Raw genomic sequence first — 21,093 nt, forward strand, 5'->3', positions numbered from 1 at the left:
GGTGCGCACAGTTTGTGCGTATTGCCTGCATCGGTATGACTGCCGCATCCATAAGTATTCCATCTTGTATCCCAGACCGTATCCCATCTGGCCCGGTGCATAACGGCCGCGCACACCACACTATTCTGGCACGCAAACTGCACTCCTCCCGGTAGCCAATTAACCCGGGAGAACGATCATGTTTGATGCACTGCTGGATGAAGATGCCACCCAGCTGGCGGCGCGGGTGCGCGACGGCGAGGTTTCCGCGCGCGAGTTAACCCAGGCGACGCTGGATCGCCTGGAACAGCGGGAGCCGCTGATTCAGGCGTTTTGTACCCTGACGCCGGAGCGGGCGCTGGCACAGGCAGAGCAGATCGACCGCCGTCGTGCGCGCGGCGAGCCGCTGGGCGCACTGGCGGGTGTGCCGCTGGCGGTAAAAGATTTGATCTGTACCGCCGGTGTGCGAACCACGTCAGGATCGGCCGCCTACGCCGATTTTATTCCCGAAGAAGATGACATCACCGTTGAGCGCCTGCTGGCGGCGGATGCCATCCTGCTGGGCAAGACCACCGCGCCGGAATTTGGCTACAGCGGTGTCGGCCATAATCCCCTGTTTCCCTCACCGCGTAATCCCTGGGATGTGAGCAAAACGCCGGGTGGATCGAGCGCGGGTTCCGGCGCGGCGCTGGCGGCGCGGCTGTGTCCGATTGCGCTCGGCAGTGATGGCGGAGGATCGGTACGTATCCCGGCGGCCCACTGCGGTGTCTATGGACTCAAGGCCTCGATGGGGCGGGTACCGCTCTGGCCGGGCTGCCGCGATGAGCGTTATCCTGGCGTTTCCAGCTGGGAATCGCTTGAACATATCGGTCCGATGACGCGTAGCGTGCGCGACAGCGCGCTGATGATGTCGGTGATGGCCGGTCCGGACATGCGCGATCGGCACTCCATCCCATGCAGCGATGTTGACTGGCTGGCCAGTCTGGATCGGCCACTGCAGGGGTTGCGCATCGCTTTCAGCGCCGACTTTGGCTATATCGCCGTCGATGCGGAAGTGCGCGCCGTGGTCACCGCGGCCGCGCGTCGTTTCGCTGCAGCGCTGGGCGCAGAGCTGGAGGAGGTGGATCCCGGCATCGCTGACGAAAGCGCCAGCTTTGCTGCGCTGGTGGCGTTCGAAAGCGATCTGAGCGGCATGCGCCAGATGCAGAACCAGCTGGGAACAGCGATGTCACCGCACCTGAGTGCCATGCTGCAGCGCGACTGGCGCGCGGAGCATTTCACCGACGCCAATACCACGCGCAAAAAGCTCTGCAACCAGCTGTGGCGCTTTATGCAGCGCTACGACCTGCTGCTGTCACCTACGCTGGCGGTGCCGCCGTTTGCGCTGCACATGCAGGGCCCGGAAATCATTGATGGCCGCATGGTGCGCAGCGATCACTGGCTGTCGTTCTGCTTCCCGTTCAATTTTACCGGTCAGCCTGCCGCCTCGGTGCCTGCCGGCTTCACGGCCAGTGGTCTGCCGATCGGTATGCAAATTGTGGGTCGTCATCTGGACGATGGCCTGGTGCTGGCGGCCAGTGCCGCTTTTGAGCGCATCCAACCATGGAATCATCACTATCCTGCTGCTATTGGAGTTCTCCATGAGTAACAAATCTTCCCCTGCGCTGGAGCAGGAGTTCGAGCATGAGCCGGTGCCGCTTAGCCATCGCCACTCGACGGGTTCGGTGTCGGCGGTGTGGTTTGGCTTTCCGATGATCCTCACCAATGCGCTGTTCGGCGGCATTATCACCTGGCATCTTGGCTTCTGGCCGGCACTGCTGGCGATTTTGCTGGGTAACCTGGTGCTGTTTGCCTATGTCGGCGCACTTAGCTGGTTCGCCGGACATACCGGTATGAACTTCGCGCTGCAGGCGAAGCGGACCTTCGGCACCAAAGGCTATATTCTGGTGTCCGGCTTTCTTTCTACCGTGGTGATAGGCTGGTACGCCTTCCAGACCGGCCTGACCGGGACGGTGATCAACCAGACTTTTGGCTGGAATGCGCTGGCGGTCACCGCGTTTGCCATGGTGCTGTATACCGGCGTCACCTTTCTCGGGGTGCGGGCGCTTTCGGTGCTGGGAATGATTGCAGCTCCGCTGTTTGTGGTGCTGGGGCTGGTTGCGCTGTGGCTGGTGAGCAAGGATCATGATTTCACCACGCTGACCCAGTGGCAGGGCAGTCCGGCAGCCGCTGGTGCCATGAGCATGGGCACGGCGGTCACCATGGTGATTGCCGGCTTTGCGGATTCCGGCACCATGACAGCGGATTTCACCCGCTGGTCGAAGGACGGCAAATCAGCGGTGATCGCCGCGTTTTCCGCGTTCCCGCTGGCGAATGTGATTTCCTATCTGTTTGGCGTGGTGATTGTCGCCGTCGGCGCGGCGGTCGACCCGCTCAGCAACGGCGGTAACTTCCTGCCGCTGCTGATGGGGCACGGCATGCTGCTCTCCGTCATCGCCTTTCTGTTTGTGTTTATCAACCTCGGTTCGGTGTGCACGCACTGCCTGTATAACGGCGCGGTCGGTTTCAGCCATCTGTTCAGCAGCAAAATGCGCCTGTGGACGCTGATCCTCGGGGCCATCGGTGGCGTGCTGGCGCTGGCCGGCGTGTGGTCCTGGTTCCTCGAATGGCTCAGCCTGCTTGGCATGGTGGTGCCGCCGTTTGGCGCAGTGATGATTGTTGATTTGATCTTTATGGCAAAAATCAGCGAACAGCGTCAAACCCGGCGCCTGCGCGGCAGCGCGTTCGCCGCCTGGGCCATCGGCAGCCTGTGTGCGGTGATGGCCCACCTCGAATTCCCGCAGTTTGGTGAAGCGGTTATCGGGCTGGTCACCGCGGCACTGAGCTATACGCTGATCGTGAAATGGAAACCGGAAAGCAGCACGGCGGTAATGGAGAAAAGCAATGCCTGATTATATCGTTGATTCAACCCCCTATCCGTGGCCGTTTGACGGCAACTGCACAGTGCAAAACACCGCGCTGCTGGTGATTGATATGCAAACCGACTTCTGCGGCAAGGGCGGCTATGTTGACACTATGGGTTACGATATCTCCCTGACGCGTGCCCCCATCAAACCGCTGCAGCAGGTGTTAGCGCGCATGCGCGAATCCGGCTTCCCGATCATCCATACCCGTGAAGGCCATCGTCCGGACCTGAGCGATCTGCCGGCCAACAAGCGCTGGCGATCGCGGCGGATGCAGGCGGAGATTGGTGCACCAGGGCCCTGTGGTCGCATTCTGGTACGCGGTGAGCCAGGCTGGGAAATCATTCCCGAGCTGGCGCCGCTACCGGATGAAGTGATTATTGATAAACCCGGCAAAGGCTCTTTTTACGCCACCGACCTTGAGCTGATTCTGCACAGTCGCGGTATCCGCAACTTAATCATCAGCGGCATCACCACCGACGTTTGCGTGCATACCACACTGCGCGAAGCCAACGATCGCGGTTTTGAATGTCTGGTGCTGAGCGACTGCTGCGCGGCGACGGAGTTGAAGCATCATGAGGCGGCGCTCAGCATGATTCATATGCAGGGCGGTATATTCGGCGCAGTGGCGGACTCGGCAACGCTGCTGGCCGCGCTGAACAGCCCGGCAGCGGCGCGCGTGAGCTAATCCGGCAACGGACGCGAACAGCGGGCTGGCCAGGCGTTGAGGCGCCGGGCCAGCCACAACCGAACACCAACCCTGCGCGGGCGTGATGATGCAGTCTGACCGGCCTCCGCCGGTCATGGCCAACTTCAGCCAACGTTGCCAGCAATCGTCAGATAGTCGGTATACATTTGCGGTGCGCCGGAGAACGAGGCCATGGTGCGCCATTCATCATACATACGCTCGCTCTCATGATGGTTTTTCACAAACGTCAGCGATTTTTCGGTTGAGACGTCCATCGCCGGATGGAAGCTGTTAAGCGAGTCGAGACTTTCGATCACCAGCATCACGGCATACTGCTCACTTCGATTACCGCCGGTGCCCTTCAGCATGTGAAACTTCCAGCCGGGATAGTCATCAATGCGCGCGACGTTCTCCATCATAAAGCGATCAAAGTCGGCAGCCGTCACGCCAGCGCGTAGCGCCAGATGATGAAAACCGACCACGCGTGCCACCGCAGGTTGAGCATCGGGCTGAAAGTTCGGGCCTGGCGGCAGTGAACTGTGGCGGTTTTCTGCCAGCAGCGAGAAGGTGGAGAAGAGTGTTGGTAACTCCCCATAGGTGGCAAAGTTTTTCCACTCTTCAAGCAGCGCGCACGCCTCGGGCCGTTGTTGCCAGAAGGCGATGGCCTCAGCCGTGAGTTCGCCAGCCGGTGTGATATAGCGGTCATAGTCTGCCTGGCTGGGAGCCTGATACAGCATCAGGTATTGTTCCTGGCGTTCGCCACGCAGGCCTTTTAACAGCGACCATTGCCAGCCCGGATAAGCAGGAATCTGCGTGCCGCGCGCCTTGAGAAAGGCTTCGAAGGTCGCGGCATTAACGCCTTTCTTCAGATTGAGCCCGACGTAGTGCAGGCTGAACACCGGTTGCGTTGAGGTTGTCATAGAAACTCCTTGTGAATATGACAGGGCAGAGGCGCTATTTCGCTGCCAGAGCGAAACGCGCCGCGAAAGTCACCAGCAGCAACATCACGATGCCGGCGCTGAGCGTGGTTGTCAGGGACGTAAGCTGGGCGCTAAAGCCAATCAGCGCCGGGCCCAGCAGTAGCCCGGAGTAACCGCATAGCGTGACGGCCGGTATGGCGTAATGCGCGGCGACATTGCGCTGGTTACCCGCCGCGTTGAATAAAATCGGCACGATATTGGCCAGACCGATACCCACCAGCACAAAGCCGAGCAGGGCGCTCCACAGCCAGACGGAGAAAATCGCTAATGCCAGCCCTCCGCTGGCGACGAGACCGCCCCAGGTGAGCACGCGGCGACTGCCATAGTGATTAATCAGTCGATCGCCAAACAGGCGCAGCGTAGCGACAGCCGTGGCGTACAGTGTGAAGCTGAAACCGGCCAGCTGCATCGACATGGCGCGTTCACTGTTCATAAACACCGCTGACCAGTCGAGCATGGCGCCTTCGGTGAGGAACAGCAGAAAACACAGCAGGGCAATCAGCACCACGTTACGGTGCGTCAGGGCGCGCAGCGTACCGCGCGTTGGTTTTGCATCCGTGCGGCGACGGGGCAACAGGGCGGTATGGCTCATCAGCAGCAGCAATAAAATCAATGCACACAGCGGCAGCAGCGCCAGCAGGGGCGCAACCTGCAGCCACAGCAGCAGACTCACCGCGCCGGCGCCAGCAATGCTGCCAAGACTGTAAAAGCCGTGAAAGCCCGACATCTTGCTGACCCCGGCCTCGCGCTCCACGATCACCGCCTGATAATTCATGCTGACATCCATCAGTCCGTTGATCGCGCCGAAGAGCAACAGCGCGCCCGCCATTGGCAGCGGTGAGTTCAGCAGCATCAGCAGCGGCAGATCCAGGGCCAGTCCGGCACCGCACAGCAGCAGCAGCGTGCGACAGCCAAAATGGGCAATCAGCGCGCCGGTAAAGGGCATAACTGACATGGAGCCTGCGGCGATACAGAACAGCAGCAGCCCCAGCATGCCGTCATTGATCGCCAGTTGCGCTTTGGCGAAGGGAATAAGCGGCGCCCAGGCGGCCATGCCCAGTCCGGCGATAAAAAATAGCGTGCGCGTCGCGCGCTGCTGGCGCAGGTTAAGCAGATTACTGTTCATCATCACATCCCGGTGTAGTACGGCGTTTAATCGCCTGGCCTTATCCATGGTCGGGCTACAGGTACACTGCAGCCTGTGCAGAGGCCCATAAAAACGTAATTAATATTTAACAGTAACAAGACTTGTCCTGGAAATGACGTAGCGTGTTCAGGTGGCTGTATTCAGTAGATTTTATTTATTTCATATACGGAAGGCATTTTAAAAAAGCGCGATGTGGGAGGGGGACGGTAATGACGGATAAAGTCAACGATGACAATATTATTTTAATGCGCTGTAATATATAGAAATTAACCAGAGGTGATACAAGCATTGCGCGCACTGTGCAGCGGTGCAACTTATTGCGCGATAAATCGCACCGCTATCCACCAGGTTGAATTACCTGCACGTTGCTTATCTGAACAGCAGCGTTAATGTCATTAACCGGCAATTAAGAATATAAATATAGTTAATGATTTCTCAGCACATTTAACAACCTGCAACCGTCAGCGCCAGGTCTCTTCACTTACTCATCCAGCTGTAAATAGCAGACACGCAGGCGGTGCCCGTCCGGGTCCAGCGCGGTAAAGGTGTAGCCAAAGTCCATGCGCACCGGTGACTGAATGATGGTGATTTCGCGCAGCACGCCCCATTCGTGATAAAGAAAATCGACATCGTCTTTGCGCGCGGTTTTAAACACAATTTCGCTACGCGCCGCACTGGCGGGCAGGGAGAGTGCGGGTTCAACGGTATACTGCGACCAGATACCCAGTTTAAAGCCGTTCTCAAACACAAACATGGCAAAGGTCGGGCTGAGTTCTGCGGGTTTGATGTCGAACAGCGCGGCATAAAAGTCAGCACTTTTCACGACGTTGGGCACATAAATAATGGTCATGTTAGCGGTAAGCATGGTGATCTCCTTGTGTGTTTACCGCTGCATAGTAGGGGGAGGCTGTGACAGATTTTGTCAGGAGTCGATGGGTTAACTGATAATTTTCAGATCGGCTTTACGGTGCTTTTTCTGTTCCTGATAGAAATTCTCATGGGGTCCGATATCCAGCAGATACAGTTCCAGTTTATTTTCCACCCAGCTATAACCCAACAGCGTCAGGCGGTTATTCAGCTGAAATTTGTGCACGCGTAAAAAGTTTAAGTCACCTCTCTTGAGCTCACCGATTTCAGGCGCATCAACAATCCTGTCGATCTCATCCTCGACGATGGCACGCTGTGTATCGGGCAATTTATCGAGCGTTTTTTCAAAGCGGCGTGTTTGATAAACCTCGATGCTATTTTGTGGTTTTGGATCGGGGTGTTCGGCGGACATACGGCGAAACCTTCTGATTATCGACTTCAGCCTGGGCGATCAATACTTCAGCGATGAAGCTATACGGTAAGTCCGGATTATCCTCAGCAATCCGGCCGATCTTCGCCCAATGCTCAATCTGCTTTGGAATGCTGCGGCTGGCGGCTTCAGCGTGAATTTTTACGTCGCTCACGAAGTCATCGTCTAAACGAATACTTGTGGCCATGAATATTACCTCGCGGATGAAAGCGGTGATGGACTGACTGTTGTAATGTTGAGTTGCGATTACTGCTGCACGCGGCTAAGTATGCGACATTTTGTCGCTTATGGCAACTTTATGTCGCTAGCGTGTCGCGCTGTCCGCCGGGTGACGCAAATGGTGATAATCCCGCCAGCGTTTCAGCAACTGATGACGCGTGCCGGGATAGAGTTCGCTGGTGACGCTGATCGCTTCAATGCGATCGACGCGGAAATTGCGGAACTCCTGGCGCAGTTCGCACCAGCCGCACAGCAGGCGCACGCGTTCAAAGTAGCCAATCACCACCGGCCAGATGGTGCGCGTGGAGAGGTTATCCTGCAGATCTTTGTAGCGCAGGTTGATCTTGCTGCGCTGATGGATCGCCTGGCGAATCTGCGGCAGATGGGTTTCGAACAACGCTTCGCCCTGGGAGGCGATCAGCAGCGACTGGTGATCGATACTCTGCGTGAGATGCGGCGGAATCACAGCCTGGACTTTAGCCAGCGCATGGCGCGCGGCGGACTTAAGCTCATCGTCGGTGTGTCGGGTGACCCAGTTGAGCCCAAGCACCAGCGCATCAATCTCCTGACGGGAAAACATCAGCGGCGGCAAATGGCCGTCGGATTTCAGTAAATAACCAACGCCCGCGCTGCCCTCAATCTCTACGCCCTGCAGCTGCAAACTAAGAATGTCACGATAGACGGTGCGCACGCTGATATGCAGCTGCTCGGCGATACGCTGCGCGGTCAGCGGATAGCGATGACAGCGCAGCAATTGCAGCAGTTCAGGAAGCCGCTGAGTTTTAGACATGATACGCCAGCCTTAAGCGAAGAACGCGCGCCGCCAGGATTCAGGCGCGCAACAGTTGGCTTAATGTAGCCAAATCCGCCGTGCTTTGCAGCTCGCTGATAGCCAGTAACTGCTGCTGGCGCGCCGGCACTTCATGGCGCAGCGCCTGACGCAGTTTGGCCGCCACATCTACGCCATCCGCCAGCGACTGCTGCCGCGTGCGGCGCTGCTGCAGCTGACGACCCTCTTTCAGCGTCAGCGTGACGAGATGAAAACGCCGCGCCGGGTTGAGCGCATCGGGCGGCGCGGACGCATCCGGTGTGCGACGCACTTTGGCCGCCAGCGGCATCACCGCCGGATTAAGCGCACCTTCGGCAAAATCTTCCAGCCGCAAATCGTCATACATCAGCATGGCGGCAATCACGTACTCCAGGCTAAAGCGTGCTTCGATGCCGTTAGCCGGCACGCGAACTGCCGCCGCGATGTCACCACCCGGCGGGAAGGCGACCGTGATGTCATCAATATTTTCCAGCAGCGAGTTCAGCGAGTGGCCTTCCGCCAGCCAGGCGCGCCGCAGCAGACGTGCCGCTTCGGCAGCGCTGTGAGTTCCGGCGCAGGTGGGGAAGGGTTTGAACTCCAGACCGGGGGTACTGATGCGCCACGGCGCGCCCCAGTTTTCCACCAGTCGTTGCGGTTGCGCCTCGCCATTACTGCTGGCGGCGAGAAACGCGTCGAGCACGCCTTCATGCCGGCCATCGAATTTCGCCAGCGTCAGCTGCGCCGCCATCACCGCACGCTCTGCCGCCAGTCCGGCGTGCAGCGGCTTCACCGCTGAACCAAACTGAGCGCGCAGTCCGCTGGCCTGGGTCGCCGCGATGCCGATCAGCGTGGCGCAGTCGGTTGCATTAAGCTGCAGCAGACGTGCCAGCGCGGCCGCCGCCGCCAGCGTGCCCAGCGTGGCCGTGTTGTGATAACCCAGCGCATAGTGCTGCTGGCTGGCGGCCAGTCCCAGCCGGCCAGCCACTTCCACGCCGATGACATAGGCATCAAGGAACGCTTCGGCAGTGGCGGGCTGCTGCTGCTGCCAGGCAAACAGCGCAGGCAGAATCGCCACGCTGGGATGGCCGCGAAAATCAGCATGGAAATCATCGTAATCCAGCGCATGCCCGGCATAGCCCAGTAGCAACGCCTGTGAGCGTACGCTGCCGTCGCCATAAACCTGTCGCAGCGCCGGTAAGCCGCTGTCCGGCACCTGCTGCTGTAACACCGGCCAGCTCACGGCGAGAAAATCCTGTATGCCAGTGCGCGCGGCATCACGTGCCGCCGCATCCGGCTGGCTTTGCAGGATGCGCTCAGCCAGCGCGTGGCTCAGGTTCATGCCCGCTCCAGACTGCGCAGCGCCGCCACGGCAAGCTGCGCGAGGTAGCGTGAGGTGGGCAGTAACACCGCATCATTGATGCGAAAAGCCGGATGGTGCAGCGCATAAGGTTCACCAGTGCCGATCATCACAAAGGCACCGGGCAGCTGTTGCTGATAAAAAGCAAAATCTTCGCCGATCGGGCTGGCTTCAACCACGCGCGCCTCAAGTCCGCTGGCGGTGGCCTGCTGCAGAGCAAAATCCGCCCAGTGCGCATCATTCACCACCGCAGGCGGACCGGCGTGCCAGTTAAACTCAACCTCTGCGGCAAAAGCCGCACCAAGGCCGAGCACGATTTCGCGGAAGCGCTGCTCCAGTCGCTCACGCGTGGACTGAGAGAAGGTGCGCACCGTGCCTTCCAGCCAGGCGCTGTCCGGAATGACGTTCCAGGTGCTGCCGCTGTGCAGCTGGGTGATCGACACCACCGCGTTGTCAGCGGAGGGGGCGTTACGGCTAATCAGCGTTTGCGCCGCGGAGACAATCTGCGCCGCGATAACGATCGGATCGTTGCCCTGATGCGGTTTGGCGGCATGGCTGCCGGTGCCGGTGATGCGGATATCGAAGCGATCCACCGCCGCGGTCAGCGCGCCGGCTTTGCTGCCCACCACGCCAGGCGGCAGCGACGGATCGTTATGAATGCCGAAAATCGCCACCGCCTCCTCCAGCGCGCCGGTGGCGATGACATCCGGCGCGCCCTGGCCGGTCTCTTCGGCGGCCTGGAACAGAATCCGCACGCGGCCGGGCAGCGTTGCCTCCTGCTGCTTAAGCAGAATCGCCGCGCCGAGTGCAGCGGAAGCGTGAAAATCGTGGCCGCAGGCATGCATCACGCCGGGACGCTCCGAGCGAAAAGCAACGTCCGACTGCTCTTCAATCGGCAACGCATCAATATCCGAACGCAGCACAATCAGCGGTCCCTGTGCCGGGCCGACCTCCGCCACCAGACCGGTTTTCAGTGGCAAATCAACGATGCGAATCTGGTGCTGTTCCAGCTGCTGGCGCAGGCGGGCGGTGGTTTCAAACTCCTGATTAGAGAGTTCCGGAAAACGGTGCAGTTCGTGGCGAAAGGCGATCAGCTGCTCGCCCAGCGCTGTTTCATTCAGTTGGCTCATGCCTGGCTTCCTTGTGATGCCGCCTGGCGCGTCAGCCAGGCATCGTGCGCGGTTTCATCCAGCACTTTTTTCATATATTGCGTGATGTGGCCTTTGCCGAGATCGGTGGTGTGCATGAGCACAAATCCGCGCTTGCGATACATATCAATCAGCCACGGATGGCTGATGGCGGTACCGAGCGAAACCGCCGGTGCGCGTAACTGGCCGCGTAAAATTTCCTGCTCCAGGCGATCCTGAACCTGGCGGCCAAACTGCTGCCCCGCGTAGTCCGGGTGAGCGCCAAACCAGCCGATATGCGGCAGGCCGAACGGGCCCGGCAGCGGGCCCCATGGATAACGCACGGTGACCGAGGAGACCATCACGCCCTGAGCATACAGCGCGTACACGCCGTGGCTTTGCAGATGCCGCAGCGTTTTCTCGCGGTCGGCGGTGGCCGCATCAAATTTGATCCCCAGCGCCAGCGTGGGCGCATAGGCGGCATGCATCAGCGCCTGATAAGTGTCCACTTCGTCTTCTGTGACCTGACGAAACTCAAGTGTCATAGCTATCCCCGGAAAACCGCCCGGCGGGCGATAAAGAAAGAAGGCTCAGAGTAGCAGTAAAGCGCTGACGGGCTATATGTGAAATCCGGATAAGCTAATGCAAATTTGTGAAAATGAAATGGCGGCTTTTTCATTGCACAAATCGCCATTTACCGTAGTATGCATAAAATACATAGCGCTATAACTATTTCGCATTAATCCTCTGAAATATAACAATTTTGTTATGGCGTTTTTCCTAATCAGGGTGACAACGTGTTAGCGATTAAATCTCCGCGTGCCTACGCACACGAACCGGGACTGCGTGCGCGCACCGGGGAATTCATTAAACCTTATGCTACGCATATCCGTATTTTCACCTCTCCGCGCGCCTGGCAGGCGGTTAATCCGCAATTAACGCAAAGTCTGGAAACCTGTGGTATTCGCTGGGAAATCGAGTATTTGCACGGCGAATGCACCGATGCGGCCATTGATACGCTGAAAAGCAATCTGCAACAGCAGCAGGCTGAACTGCTGCTGGCAATTGGCGGCGGGCGCGTACTGGATGCGGCTAAAGCGGTCGGCAGCCAGTTACCGGAAATCACCGTCGTCAATTTCGCCACCGTCGCGGCGACCTGTGCCGCCTGGTCGCCGGTGGCGATTATTTATGACGCGCAGGGCGGCCACGTGCGCAGCCAGCCGCTGGGCAAAATGCCTGAACTGGTGCTGGTAGACAGCGAAGTGATCGCGCAAAGCGATGTGCGTTACCTCAAAGCGGGCATTGTCGACGGGCTGGCTAAATACTACGAGTTCTATCCTTATCTGCGGCACAACCCCCACGATCTCGCCCTCGATCTTAAAGTGATGACCGCGCAGCGCGCGCTGGATGTCTATCGCCAGCACGGTGCCGCCGCCGTGCTGGCCAACCAGCAACAGCAGGTAACGCCGGAACTGGTGAAGGTGATCGATGCCAGTATTGTGCTGGCCGGCCTGGCCAACAGCGTGCGTGACGTGCTGCCAACGCCAGGCTTTGCCCACGCCATTCATAACCGTCTGACCCATCAGCCGGAGCTGCACCACTGGCTGCACGGTGAAAAAGTCGGTTACAGCCTGCTGGTGCAGTCGCTGATTGAGCACGATGGTGAGCCGGACGCCGCGCTGCTGGCGCTGCTGCGACAGTATGATATGCCGCTGACCTTAGCGCCGCTGCACGGCGATCGTCGCGCAGCCATCAGAAGCATTGCTGAACAGATCAAATTCCCGGCGGCCAGCGCCGAACGTCTGCCGTTCCGCATCAGCGCAGATGCCTTAGAGCAGGCGCTGCTGGCGACCGAGAACGCCTTTTAATTGTTATTGACCCTTTTATTGACCAGGAAAAAATATGGCTACTTCATCTTCACGCCGCATCCGTTTAGGGCTGTTTGTGCAACCGGTAGGACAGCACGTGAGCGGCTGGCGGCTGACGGAAAATCTGGGCGATCCGACGGATATTGACTGGCTGATCACCATCGCGAAAAAAGCCGAAGCCGGTAAGTTTGATCTGTTCTTCGTGGGTGATGCACTGGCGACCAGCATGTATCGTCTGCCTTCCACCATGGCGCGTCTGGAGCCGTTAACGCTGCTGTCGGCGCTGGCGGTCAACACCAAACGCATTGGCCTGGCGGCGACCGCCTCGACTACCTTCAGCGACCCGTTCACCATGGCACGCAGCTTCTCGTCGCTGGACCACATTAGCCGCGGCCGCGCCGCCTGGAACGTGGTGACGTCGTTCTCTACCGATGTGGCGCGTAACTTCAGCCGCAGCGATATGCCTAATCATGCGGAGCGCTACGCGCGCGCCCGTGAATTCCTTGATGTCACCTATAAGCTGTGGGACGGCTGGCAGGCGGGGGCGGTGCAGCCCAACAAAGAGACCGGTCAGTACTTCATTGATGACAAAATTCAGCCGATTAACCACGTCGGCGAGCATTTCCAGGTGCAGGGCCCGCTGAACATTACCCGCTCACCGCAGGGGCGTCCAGTGATTATCGAAGCCGGTTCTTCCAGCGATGGGCAGAAGCTGGCGGCAGAGACCGCCGAGGTGATTTTCACCGCCTCGGCCAGCCTGGAAGAAGCACAGAGCTTCTACCGTTCGCAGAAAGATCAGGTGATTGCCGCCGGACGCAATCCTGATCACGTGGTGATCATGCCTGGCGTGATGCCGATTATTGGCCGCACGCGCGAAGAGGCCAAAGCGCTGTGGAAAGAGCTCAACACGCTGGTTGATATCGACAACGGTCTGCGTCAGCTCTCGCTGCGCTTCAATATGGATCTGAGCCAGTATCCGCTCGACGGTCCGGTGCCGGAAGTGCCGCTGGGTGAAGGTAACCAGAGCCGCGTGAAACTGATGACCGACATGGCGAAACGTGAAAATCTGACGCTGCGCGAACTGGCCGCGGTAGCCGCCGGATCGCGTGGTCACCGGGTAATCGTCGGTACCGCGCAGGATATTGCCGATGACTTTGAGCTGTGGCTCAACGAGGGCGGCGCCGATGGTTTCAACATCATGCCGGCGATCATGTCCGAGCAGCTGGATTTGTTTGTGGAGCTGGTGATTCCGGAACTGCGCCGTCGCGGTCTGTTCCGGGAAGAGTACGAGTTCGCCACGCTGCGTGAAAACCTCGGCCTGCCGGTGGTGTGAGAGACAGGAGCGAAACATGATCACCCTATCGAAGCGCGTACAGTCTGTGTCGCTCTCGGCTAACGCGGCGGCACGTCAGCTGACGCGCCAGCTAAAAGAGCAGGGCGTGGATATTCTTGACCTCACCACCGGTGAGCCGGATTTTGATACGCCCGCGCACATCCGTGCCGCCGCCAGCGCCGCGATGGATGGCGGTGAAACCCGTTATACGCCGACCAATGGCACCACCGCGCTGCGTAAAGCGGTGCAGGCCAAACTGGCGCGCGAGAACCAGCTGCAGTACGCGCTGGGTCAAATCTGTATCGCCAACGGCGCAAAGCAAATCATCTTCAACGCGTTTGCCGCGACGCTAAACGACGGCGACGAGGTGATTGTGCCCACGCCATACTGGCCAACTTTTCCGGACAGTGTGCGTTTCAACGGTGGCGAGGCGGTGCTGCTGCCTTGTCCGCTTGAGCAGCAGTACAAGCTGCAGCCGGCGCAGCTGGCGCAGGCGATCACTGAGAAAACCCGCTGGCTGGTGCTGAACAATCCCGGCAATCCCTCTGGCATGGTGTACAGCGCACAGGAGTTGCAGGTCCTGGCGACGGTGCTGCGCGATCATCCCAATGTGCTGATTATGCTGGATGAGCTGTACGAACATATCCTGTTTGACGATCGTCAGCACGTTAGCCTGCTGCAGGTGGCGCCGGATCTGGCTGAACGCGTTTTGCTGGTGGGAGGCGCGTCGAAAACCTATGCCATGACCGGCTGGCGCATTGGCTTTGCTGCCGGACCGCAGCCGCTGATTGATGCCATGGTGGTGGTGCAGTCGCAGAACAGCTCTGGCGCCAGCGCCATCAGCCAGGCGGCGGCGGTTGCGGCCTTTAACGGTGGGCTCGATTTTCTGCCCCCGCAGCGCGCCGCGTATCAGGCGCGACGCGATGTCATTGTGCAGCAGTTGCAGCAGGTGGCCGGCATTGAAGTGCTGCAACCTCAGGGCGCATTTTTTGTCTTTTGTCGCTGTGCTGGCCTGCTGGGCAAAACCCGGCCTGACGGTGCCGTACTGCATGACGAACAGGATGTGCTGAATTATCTGCTGGAGAGCGGTGTGTCCGGCGTGGCGGGCAGCGCTTACGGCCTGTCGCCGTATTTCCGTTTGTCGATCGCCACGGATATCGATAGCGTTGAGGAGGCGGGTAAACGTATTGCGCGCGCCTGTGCAGCGTTAATCTGACGGGCGGGTGTGGGAGGGCGTAATGGCCTAATCACCTCGCAGCACACTTCATGAAAGGATTGCATGAAAGCATTTAGGGTGCCTCGATACAGGGGCGGTGATGCGGCAATTAGCCGGTTCCGCCCCGATTTCCTGCGACTGGATTAAATCAGAAAATCATCCAGCGAACCGCCAGCGTCAATCGCTGACTTTATCGGCGAGGGAGTACGACCCTGACCGGTCCAGAATTTCTCATTACCCTGTTCGTCGGTAAATTTATACTTCGCCGGACGCGGTGCACGTTTTGCTTTGCTCTTCGTTTCACCCTGGTTTAATTGCGCCAGTTCATTAATTGTAATGCCGTCTTTGCGCAGCATCTCTTTATATAACGCCAGCTTCTCTTCTTTTTCGCGCTGTGCAGCACTCTCTGCCGCCGTCTCTTCGCGGCGTTCGGCGACCACCACGGCAAACTTCTCCAGCATTTCGTTTAATACCGCAACCTCAATATTACGTGCTTCAGCACGCAGCGTACGAAGATTGTTCAATGCCTTGAGTGCATCGCTCATGTATAAACCCTTATTACTGATACCACTGATTTGAAAGCGTGCATTCTACGGCAATTTTATTCAAATGGAAATATTCACCCGCCGACAGATTTGTCCGGAAATATGCCCCGACCTGTACAGTTTTTGATTGGGCGTAAAGATTTTTGTCTATTCATTGATTACGCATAAACATGTTAGCGACTGATTTAATATTGCCAGCCACCTACGTTAAGCCGTTCATTTAACATCACAGCATCTCACACAATATACGTCACGGCGATTTACAGCTTAATAAATGGCGTCATGTAAACAACGCAGCGATTGCTGCAGGGATTAAAAGCGTAACTGGTCCACCTTAGCGCAGAAAAGGAAACTTTATAAACACCTTTCCTATTGGCAGCGTAATTATAAATCAATGGCGGTGACCGGGTACGAAGCTGGTACATGCGTGGTGTTCAGATGCCATAGCAGGATGCAGGCACAGCCGTTAGGCGGGGAGGCCGTAGGTCACGCACCGGTTGACTGAGATAAAGGATGATTTCAGGCGTGATAGTTTCCTGTAAAGCAGCCTCAGGGCCGTTACTCCCTGAAGCATAAGATTTTTTCACAGTGTAAAGGCGTCAGAAAGGCCGTAACAATTTCTTGCAATGTTAATCTTAATGCGTATATTTCTCATTTGCTTTCTTAACTATATGCTCGCCACAAAATAACGATAAGCCGATTGAGGAATATTATGTCTTGCAAAGAGATGCGCGTCAGGGACGCAGGTCTTGCGCCGCAGCGCGCGCTGCGCCTGTCACTGCTGGCAGTGCTGGTTGTCTCGGGTGTCGCTCAGGCGGCCGATACGCAAAACAGTGAGGCCACCCTGACCGTTGATGCCAGCGCCAGCGCGGAAGCGCAGCAGACGCAGGCCGCAGCGGATTACAGCGTACCGGTGACGCTGGCCGGCACTAAAATGGCACTGACCGCACGTGATATTCCCCAGTCGGTCACTATCGTCAGCAAGCAGCGCATGCAGGATCAACAGCTGCAGTCGCTGAACGACGTACTGAGCAACACCACCGGCATCCACGGTGTGGCCGCCGATATGGACCGCATCAATTACTATTCGCGCGGTTTCCTGATCGATAATTACATGACCGACGGCATTCCGACCGCGTTTGCCCAGCGCTGGAACCTCGGTGATGCGCAGACCGATACCGCGCTGTACGAGCGCGTCGAAGTGGTGCGCGGCGCAACGGGCCTGCTGACCGGACCGGGCAATCCTTCCGCCGCCATCAACATGGTGCGTAAACATGCCGACAGCAAAGAGTTTACCGGTAGCCTTGAAGCGGGCTATGGCAGCTGGAATAAGCAGCGTTACGTCGCCGATCTTTCTGCACCGCTGTCACCGGAAGGCAACGTGCGCGGTCGCCTGGTGGCCGGCTATGAAGACAAAAACAGCTTCATTGAACGCTACGGCGCCGATAAGAAGTTTATCTACGGCGTGGTCGACGCTGATGTGACGGACGCCACCAGACTGTCTGTTGGTTATGAATTCAGCCAGGTGAACACGGATTCACCGATGTGGGGCGGTGCGCCGCGCTGGTACACCGACGGCACGCAGATCCACTCCCGTCGTGGCTATAACACCGCGCCAGAATGGGCTTACAACAACAAAGAAAATAAAAAGGTCTTTGTTAACCTGCAGCAGAACTTTGATAACGGCTGGAACATCACCCTTAACGGCACGCATAACGAGATGTTCCTCGACAGCAAGCAGCTGTATCTCGACGGTTACTTCGACAAAACCACTGGCGCAGGCGTCTCTGGTTATGCCGGCTATCCGGTAGTAGGCGGAACCGGCTTCAACACCGGCAAACGTAAGGTGGATGCGGTCGATGCCTTCGCCAGCGGTCCTTATGAACTGCTGGGCCGCCAGCATGAGCTGATGGTCGGGGTGAACTACAGCCGTCAGGACAACAAATATTACAGCGCCTGGGCCAACATTTCGTCAGCCGAGCTGGGCAACTTTAATCAGTTCAACGGTGATTTCCCGGAAACCGACTGGAATCCGCGTGAACCCGCGGCCGACACCCAACTGGTGCGGCAGAAGTCAGCGTATCTCGCGACGCGCATCAATCTGGCCGATCCGCTGCACCTGATTGTCGGGGCGCGCTACACCAACTGGAACCGCCAGACGCTGACGGCAGAGATGGAGAAAAACAACATCACGCCGTACGGTGGGGTGATTTGGGACTTCTACGATAACTGGTCTGCCTACGCCAGCTACACTTCGGTGTTCCAGCCGCAGGATTATCAGGATGCGTCAGGCGCTTATCTCTCGCCGGTGATTGGCAAAAACTACGAAGCCGGCGTGAAGTCTGACTGGTTCAACAGCCGTCTGACCACCTCGGTATCGATCTTCCGCACCGAACTGGATAACGTCGGTCAGAGCACCGGACAGACCAATGCGCAGACCGGTAACACCATTTACGTGGCGAAAAAGGGCGTGGTAAGTCGTGGCGTCGAGTTTGAGGTGAATGGGGCGCTGACCGATAACTGGCAGATGACCTTTGGCGGGACTTCGTATGTGGCGGAAGACGCCAACGGCGATCGCTACAATTCACAGCTGCCGCGCACGTCGTTCAACCTGTTCACCAGCTATCGCCTGCCGATGCTGGACCAGCTGACGCTGGGTGGCGGGGTGAACTGGCAGGCGGGAACTTACGCGGATATCAGTGGCCCGGATGGCAATGGCACCTGGCGCACCCGTCAGGGCAGCTATGCGCTGGTGGATCTGTTCGCGCGCTACGACGTGACTAAAAACCTCAGCCTGCAGGCCAACCTGAATAACCTGTTCGACAAAGAGTACGACGAGAACGTCGACAGCACCGGCATCGTCTACGGCGAACCGCGTAATTTTATGCTGTCCGCGAAATACCGTTTCTGATCATTAAGCCCGTGCCCAAAGCGGCACTTAACGTTCCCTCTCCCGCGTGCGGGAGAGGGTTAGGGTGAGGGGAAAACCGCACCCTCCCAAACCATGCACCTCAGCATCCCGCCGCAATATAATCCCCGTTGGCACTCACCGGCACCACGGTAAAAAACAGCACCAGCGCAAACATCACCAGCAATATCCCACCGGCGATCCGTACCGCTCTCAGCAGCGATGCCGCCTGCGGCGAGCGTTCTGCCAGCCACAGCTGTCCGGCGCGCTGACGGTAATGCTGCACAAACAGTGCCAGCGCCACCAGCGCCATGCCGGTACCGAGCGCCATACTCATCACCGCCAGCATGCCCCAGCGCGTAATGCCGATGACGCTGGCGAACAGCAGCACCGTCAGCGCACCGCTGCACGGCCGCACGCCGGTGGCAATAATAATACCCGCCCAGCTTTTCCAGTCGCTGCCGTGCCCAGCCGCGACGCCATGCGCGTGGCCGCAATGATCATGATGATGCTCCGCTGGCGGCCTGCGCCAGGCTTGCAGCAGCAGCATCACGCCCAGCCCGGCAATGAACACAGCGCTGGCTTTCTCCAGATACCAGCGGCTCAGGCTGAGATCGCCGGTGGTCAGGTTAAAACCAACCGCGAGGATAAAGACAAAGGCAATCGCGCTCAGGCCCTGCACCAGGCTGCCCAGCAGCGGCACGCTCAGCGCTACGCCGCGCGGGGGCTGATGGGTGGTCAGCCAGGTGGTAACGATAAATTTACCGTGGCCGGGACCCACCGCGTGCAGAATGCCGTAAATGAAGGTCACGGCCAGCAGCCACAGTCCGGCACTGTACTGGCCGCTATTGATTTGCAGTAAATGGGTAACCAGCAGCCGGTGCAGCTGAATCTGACTTTGCAGTGCCCATGCCTGAAACGCGCTCCAGTGCAACGACAGCAGTGTCAGCGCGCTCAGCAGCAGCACGCTCGCGCAGAGAAATCCGGTTTTGGTGGCGGTCATAGTAATGAAAAAAGTGGTCCTGAATGCCACCAGCATGCGGATTTCTGCCGCGTTGTAAAGCCACGGCGGTTAAACGGCAGCCGCTCTCCGCATCGTGACGCATTCCCCTGCCTTGTGCAGCTGTCTATAATCTGCCGACAATTTCTCACGGATGCCTTTTATGTCTGCTGATTCTCCTTTGCTGGCGGTACAAGACGTCACGCTGGCCGTGCAGGGGCGCACCTTGCTGGCGCCGGTATCACTGCAGCTGTACGCAGGTGAAACGCTGTTGCTCACCGGCCCGTCCGGCAGCGGCAAAAGCACGTTGCTGAAAATTATTGCCTCACTGCTGGAGCCCGATAGCGGCCAGATCCTGTTTCAGCAGCGGGATATTCACACGCTGAAAGTCGAACACTATCGCCAGCAGGTCTCCTACTGTTTCCAGACACCGCAACTGTTTGGTGACACGGTCTATGATAACCTGGCGCTGCCGTGGCAGCTGCGTCAGCAACAACCGTCGCGCGAGCAGCTGGTGGCGGCGTTGCGCAGTCTGCATTTATCCGCCGACATGCTGGACAAAAACGTTGCCGGACTCTCTGGCGGTGAAAAACAGCGGGTGGCTTTGCTGCGCAATCTGCAGTTTCTGCCACAGGTATTGTTGCTGGACGAAGTGACCAGCGCACTGGACGAGCCCAATAAACAACGGGTTAACCAGCTGATTGCCGCGCTGGTGGCGGAAAAAGGGCTGGCGGTGATCCGTATCAGCCATGACGTACAGGAGATTGATGCCGCTGAGCGTATTCTGCGGCTGACCCCACCCGCAGCGGGAGAACAGCATGAATCAGCATAATATCAGCGACAGCTCGCTGCTGCTTTCACTCATGCTGGTGCTGGTGGCGCTGCTGATTAGCCAGAAAGAGAAGCTGGGGATGAGCAAAGACATTTTGTGGAGTGTCACGCGCGCTATTATCCAGTTGGTGATCGTCGGTTATGTGCTGAAGTCAATTTTCGATGTCAATAATGACTGGCTGACGCTGCTGATGGTGCTGTTTATCTGCGTCAATGCAGCGCTGAATGCGCGCAAACGCAGCCGGCGGATCGATCATGGTTTTATCATCGCGCTGGTGGCGATTACCAGCGGTACGGCACTGACACTAACGGTGCTGCTGCTGAGCGGCGCCATTGCCTTTGTTCCCATGCAGGTAATCCCCATTTCCGGCATGATTGCCGGTAACGCCATGGTGGCGGTCGGACTGTGTTTCACCAACCTCAATCAGCGCTTTAGCGACAACCAGCAGAAAATCATGGAGATGCTCAGCCTGGGCGCGCCGATCAAACGCGCATCCGCCGGGCTGATGCGTGACAGTATTCGTGCCGCGATGATCCCCACCGTTGACGGCGCGAAAACGGTGGGGCTTGTGAGTCTGCCAGGCATGATGTCCGGGTTGATTTTTGCCGGGATCGATCCGGTAAAGGCGATCAAGTACCAGATCATGGTGACGTTTATGCTGATTGCCACCGCCAGCCTGTCGACCATCATCGCGGCGTATCTGTCCTACCGTCGCTTTTACACCGCGCGGGCGCAGCTCAAACCGTAGATCACGCCTGAAACCTTAGCGCCACGCCGCTGGCCTGTTCCGCGCTGACCACGATGGTGTCTGGCGTTTCCTGTCAGC

Annotated in this window: 20 protein-coding genes; 9 read left to right on the forward strand and 11 right to left on the reverse strand. The window is 58.3% G+C overall.

Going from position 1 to position 21,093, the window contains the following annotated elements; translation table 11 throughout:
• The first annotated feature begins 178 nt into the window (after positions 1 to 178).
• The 3 genes from OXR61_RS10760 to OXR61_RS10770 are packed head-to-tail and all read left to right on the forward strand — an operon-like array spanning position 179 to position 3,630.
• Positions 179 to 1,627, forward strand: a complete 1,449-nt coding sequence (locus OXR61_RS10760; protein WP_021509018.1) for an amidase — start codon at positions 179 to 181, stop codon at positions 1,625 to 1,627.
• The gene (locus OXR61_RS10765; RefSeq protein WP_021509019.1) at positions 1,620 to 2,930 is read left to right on the forward strand and encodes a cytosine permease; all 1,311 of its coding nucleotides are present in this window, start codon (positions 1,620 to 1,622) and stop codon (positions 2,928 to 2,930) included. Before OXR61_RS10760 ends, OXR61_RS10765 begins: the two co-directional genes overlap by 8 nt.
• The gene (locus OXR61_RS10770; RefSeq protein ID WP_021509020.1) at positions 2,923 to 3,630 is read left to right on the forward strand and encodes an isochorismatase family cysteine hydrolase; all 708 of its coding nucleotides are present in this window, start codon (positions 2,923 to 2,925) and stop codon (positions 3,628 to 3,630) included. Before OXR61_RS10765 ends, OXR61_RS10770 begins: the two co-directional genes overlap by 8 nt.
• A 125-nt stretch (positions 3,631 to 3,755) precedes the next feature.
• On the opposite strand, the gene OXR61_RS10775 is transcribed toward OXR61_RS10770, so the two are convergent.
• The 9 genes from OXR61_RS10775 to OXR61_RS10815 form a co-directional block, all read right to left on the reverse strand.
• On the reverse strand, positions 3,756 to 4,550 hold the full coding sequence (locus tag OXR61_RS10775) for a hypothetical protein (protein ID WP_021509021.1): 795 nt from the start codon (positions 4,548 to 4,550) through the stop codon (positions 3,756 to 3,758).
• Between the two features lie 34 nt (positions 4,551 to 4,584).
• Positions 4,585 to 5,739, reverse strand: coding sequence for an MFS transporter (locus tag OXR61_RS10780; RefSeq protein ID WP_021509022.1), 1,155 nt, complete (start codon positions 5,737 to 5,739; stop codon positions 4,585 to 4,587).
• A gap of 499 nt (positions 5,740 to 6,238) precedes the next feature.
• Complete coding sequence (locus tag OXR61_RS10785) at positions 6,239 to 6,622, reverse strand: VOC family protein (RefSeq protein ID WP_021509023.1); 384 nt, start codon at positions 6,620 to 6,622, stop codon at positions 6,239 to 6,241.
• A 72-nt stretch (positions 6,623 to 6,694) separates the two neighbouring features.
• The gene (locus OXR61_RS10790) at positions 6,695 to 7,036 is read right to left on the reverse strand and encodes a type II toxin-antitoxin system RelE/ParE family toxin (protein ID WP_021313439.1); all 342 of its coding nucleotides are present in this window, start codon (positions 7,034 to 7,036) and stop codon (positions 6,695 to 6,697) included.
• Complete coding sequence (locus OXR61_RS10795; RefSeq protein WP_071813632.1) at positions 6,999 to 7,241, reverse strand: ParD-like family protein; 243 nt, start codon at positions 7,239 to 7,241, stop codon at positions 6,999 to 7,001. Before OXR61_RS10795 ends, OXR61_RS10790 begins: the two co-directional genes overlap by 38 nt.
• Before the next feature lie 117 nt (positions 7,242 to 7,358).
• On the reverse strand, positions 7,359 to 8,063 hold the full coding sequence (locus OXR61_RS10800; RefSeq protein WP_021509024.1) for a YafY family protein: 705 nt from the start codon (positions 8,061 to 8,063) through the stop codon (positions 7,359 to 7,361).
• A gap of 40 nt (positions 8,064 to 8,103) precedes the next feature.
• Complete coding sequence (locus OXR61_RS10805) at positions 8,104 to 9,420, reverse strand: MmgE/PrpD family protein (protein ID WP_021509025.1); 1,317 nt, start codon at positions 9,418 to 9,420, stop codon at positions 8,104 to 8,106.
• On the reverse strand, positions 9,417 to 10,568 hold the full coding sequence (locus OXR61_RS10810) for an amidohydrolase (RefSeq protein WP_021509026.1): 1,152 nt from the start codon (positions 10,566 to 10,568) through the stop codon (positions 9,417 to 9,419). Before OXR61_RS10810 ends, OXR61_RS10805 begins: the two co-directional genes overlap by 4 nt.
• Complete coding sequence (locus OXR61_RS10815; protein ID WP_021509027.1) at positions 10,565 to 11,110, reverse strand: GNAT family N-acetyltransferase; 546 nt, start codon at positions 11,108 to 11,110, stop codon at positions 10,565 to 10,567. Before OXR61_RS10815 ends, OXR61_RS10810 begins: the two co-directional genes overlap by 4 nt.
• A gap of 252 nt (positions 11,111 to 11,362) precedes the next feature.
• Between OXR61_RS10815 and OXR61_RS10820 the strand changes: the two genes are divergently transcribed.
• Genes OXR61_RS10820 through OXR61_RS10830 form a run of 3 tightly spaced genes read left to right on the forward strand, consistent with a single transcriptional unit; the run spans position 11,363 to position 14,982 of the window.
• Positions 11,363 to 12,433, forward strand: coding sequence for an iron-containing alcohol dehydrogenase family protein (locus tag OXR61_RS10820; RefSeq protein ID WP_021509028.1), 1,071 nt, complete (start codon positions 11,363 to 11,365; stop codon positions 12,431 to 12,433).
• A 34-nt stretch (positions 12,434 to 12,467) separates the two neighbouring features.
• Complete coding sequence (locus tag OXR61_RS10825) at positions 12,468 to 13,766, forward strand: LLM class flavin-dependent oxidoreductase (protein ID WP_021509029.1); 1,299 nt, start codon at positions 12,468 to 12,470, stop codon at positions 13,764 to 13,766.
• Positions 13,767 to 13,782: 16 nt separating this feature from the next.
• Complete coding sequence (locus tag OXR61_RS10830; RefSeq protein ID WP_021509030.1) at positions 13,783 to 14,982, forward strand: aminotransferase class I/II-fold pyridoxal phosphate-dependent enzyme; 1,200 nt, start codon at positions 13,783 to 13,785, stop codon at positions 14,980 to 14,982.
• 143 nt (positions 14,983 to 15,125) lie between these two features.
• Here the strand turns inward: OXR61_RS10830 and OXR61_RS10835 are convergent, their stop codons facing one another.
• Positions 15,126 to 15,527 (reverse strand): H-NS family nucleoid-associated regulatory protein, encoded by a 402-nt coding sequence (locus OXR61_RS10835; protein ID WP_021509031.1) that lies wholly within the window; start codon positions 15,525 to 15,527, stop codon positions 15,126 to 15,128.
• A 712-nt stretch (positions 15,528 to 16,239) separates the two neighbouring features.
• On the opposite strand from OXR61_RS10835, the gene fhuE reads away from it, so the two are divergent.
• Positions 16,240 to 18,438: a ferric-rhodotorulic acid/ferric-coprogen receptor FhuE gene (gene fhuE, locus OXR61_RS10840; protein WP_267412098.1), complete on the forward strand. Its 2,199-nt coding sequence runs from the start codon at positions 16,240 to 16,242 to the stop codon at positions 18,436 to 18,438.
• Positions 18,439 to 18,538: 100 nt separating this feature from the next.
• Here fhuE and OXR61_RS10845 read toward each other — a convergent pair whose 3' ends face one another.
• Positions 18,539 to 19,438 (reverse strand): nickel transporter, encoded by a 900-nt coding sequence (locus OXR61_RS10845; protein WP_031279999.1) that lies wholly within the window; start codon positions 19,436 to 19,438, stop codon positions 18,539 to 18,541.
• Between the two features lie 160 nt (positions 19,439 to 19,598).
• On the opposite strand from OXR61_RS10845, the gene fetA reads away from it, so the two are divergent.
• Entirely contained in the window at positions 19,599 to 20,267 is a 669-nt protein-coding gene (gene fetA / locus OXR61_RS10850; protein ID WP_021509034.1) for an iron ABC transporter ATP-binding protein FetA, read from the forward strand.
• The gene (fetB, locus tag OXR61_RS10855) at positions 20,254 to 21,015 is read left to right on the forward strand and encodes an iron export ABC transporter permease subunit FetB (protein ID WP_021509035.1); all 762 of its coding nucleotides are present in this window, start codon (positions 20,254 to 20,256) and stop codon (positions 21,013 to 21,015) included. The genes fetA and fetB overlap by 14 nt, the downstream gene beginning before the upstream one ends.
• The last annotated feature ends 78 nt before the right edge of the window (positions 21,016 to 21,093 follow it).

The organism is Pantoea sp. GM_Pan_4, assembly GCF_026541005.1.
Taxonomy (GTDB): Bacteria; Pseudomonadota; Gammaproteobacteria; order Enterobacterales; family Enterobacteriaceae; genus Pantoea; species Pantoea dispersa.

What these genes read in the sequence shown, in the direction of transcription:
- OXR61_RS10795 (WP_071813632.1), bottom strand. Translation starts at nt 7,241, where the DNA reads ATGGCCACAAGTATTCGTTTAGACGATGACTTCGTGAGCGACGTAAAA.
- fetA (WP_021509034.1), top strand. Translation starts at nt 19,599, where the DNA reads ATGTCTGCTGATTCTCCTTTGCTGGCGGTACAAGACGTCACGCTGGCC.
- OXR61_RS10765 (WP_021509019.1), top strand. Translation starts at nt 1,620, where the DNA reads ATGAGTAACAAATCTTCCCCTGCGCTGGAGCAGGAGTTCGAGCATGAG.
- OXR61_RS10770 (WP_021509020.1), top strand. Translation starts at nt 2,923, where the DNA reads ATGCCTGATTATATCGTTGATTCAACCCCCTATCCGTGGCCGTTTGAC.
- OXR61_RS10790 (WP_021313439.1), bottom strand. Translation starts at nt 7,036, where the DNA reads ATGTCCGCCGAACACCCCGATCCAAAACCACAAAATAGCATCGAGGTT.
- OXR61_RS10785 (WP_021509023.1), bottom strand. Translation starts at nt 6,622, where the DNA reads ATGCTTACCGCTAACATGACCATTATTTATGTGCCCAACGTCGTGAAA.
- OXR61_RS10760 (WP_021509018.1), top strand. Translation starts at nt 179, where the DNA reads ATGTTTGATGCACTGCTGGATGAAGATGCCACCCAGCTGGCGGCGCGG.
- OXR61_RS10805 (WP_021509025.1), bottom strand. Translation starts at nt 9,420, where the DNA reads ATGAACCTGAGCCACGCGCTGGCTGAGCGCATCCTGCAAAGCCAGCCG.
- OXR61_RS10800 (WP_021509024.1), bottom strand. Translation starts at nt 8,063, where the DNA reads ATGTCTAAAACTCAGCGGCTTCCTGAACTGCTGCAATTGCTGCGCTGT.
- OXR61_RS10815 (WP_021509027.1), bottom strand. Translation starts at nt 11,110, where the DNA reads ATGACACTTGAGTTTCGTCAGGTCACAGAAGACGAAGTGGACACTTAT.
- OXR61_RS10845 (WP_031279999.1), bottom strand. Translation starts at nt 19,438, where the DNA reads ATGACCGCCACCAAAACCGGATTTCTCTGCGCGAGCGTGCTGCTGCTG.
- OXR61_RS10835 (WP_021509031.1), bottom strand. Translation starts at nt 15,527, where the DNA reads ATGAGCGATGCACTCAAGGCATTGAACAATCTTCGTACGCTGCGTGCT.
- OXR61_RS10775 (WP_021509021.1), bottom strand. Translation starts at nt 4,550, where the DNA reads ATGACAACCTCAACGCAACCGGTGTTCAGCCTGCACTACGTCGGGCTC.
- fetB (WP_021509035.1), top strand. Translation starts at nt 20,254, where the DNA reads ATGAATCAGCATAATATCAGCGACAGCTCGCTGCTGCTTTCACTCATG.
- OXR61_RS10830 (WP_021509030.1), top strand. Translation starts at nt 13,783, where the DNA reads ATGATCACCCTATCGAAGCGCGTACAGTCTGTGTCGCTCTCGGCTAAC.
- OXR61_RS10825 (WP_021509029.1), top strand. Translation starts at nt 12,468, where the DNA reads ATGGCTACTTCATCTTCACGCCGCATCCGTTTAGGGCTGTTTGTGCAA.
- OXR61_RS10780 (WP_021509022.1), bottom strand. Translation starts at nt 5,739, where the DNA reads ATGATGAACAGTAATCTGCTTAACCTGCGCCAGCAGCGCGCGACGCGC.
- OXR61_RS10810 (WP_021509026.1), bottom strand. Translation starts at nt 10,568, where the DNA reads ATGAGCCAACTGAATGAAACAGCGCTGGGCGAGCAGCTGATCGCCTTT.
- fhuE (WP_267412098.1), top strand. Translation starts at nt 16,240, where the DNA reads ATGTCTTGCAAAGAGATGCGCGTCAGGGACGCAGGTCTTGCGCCGCAG.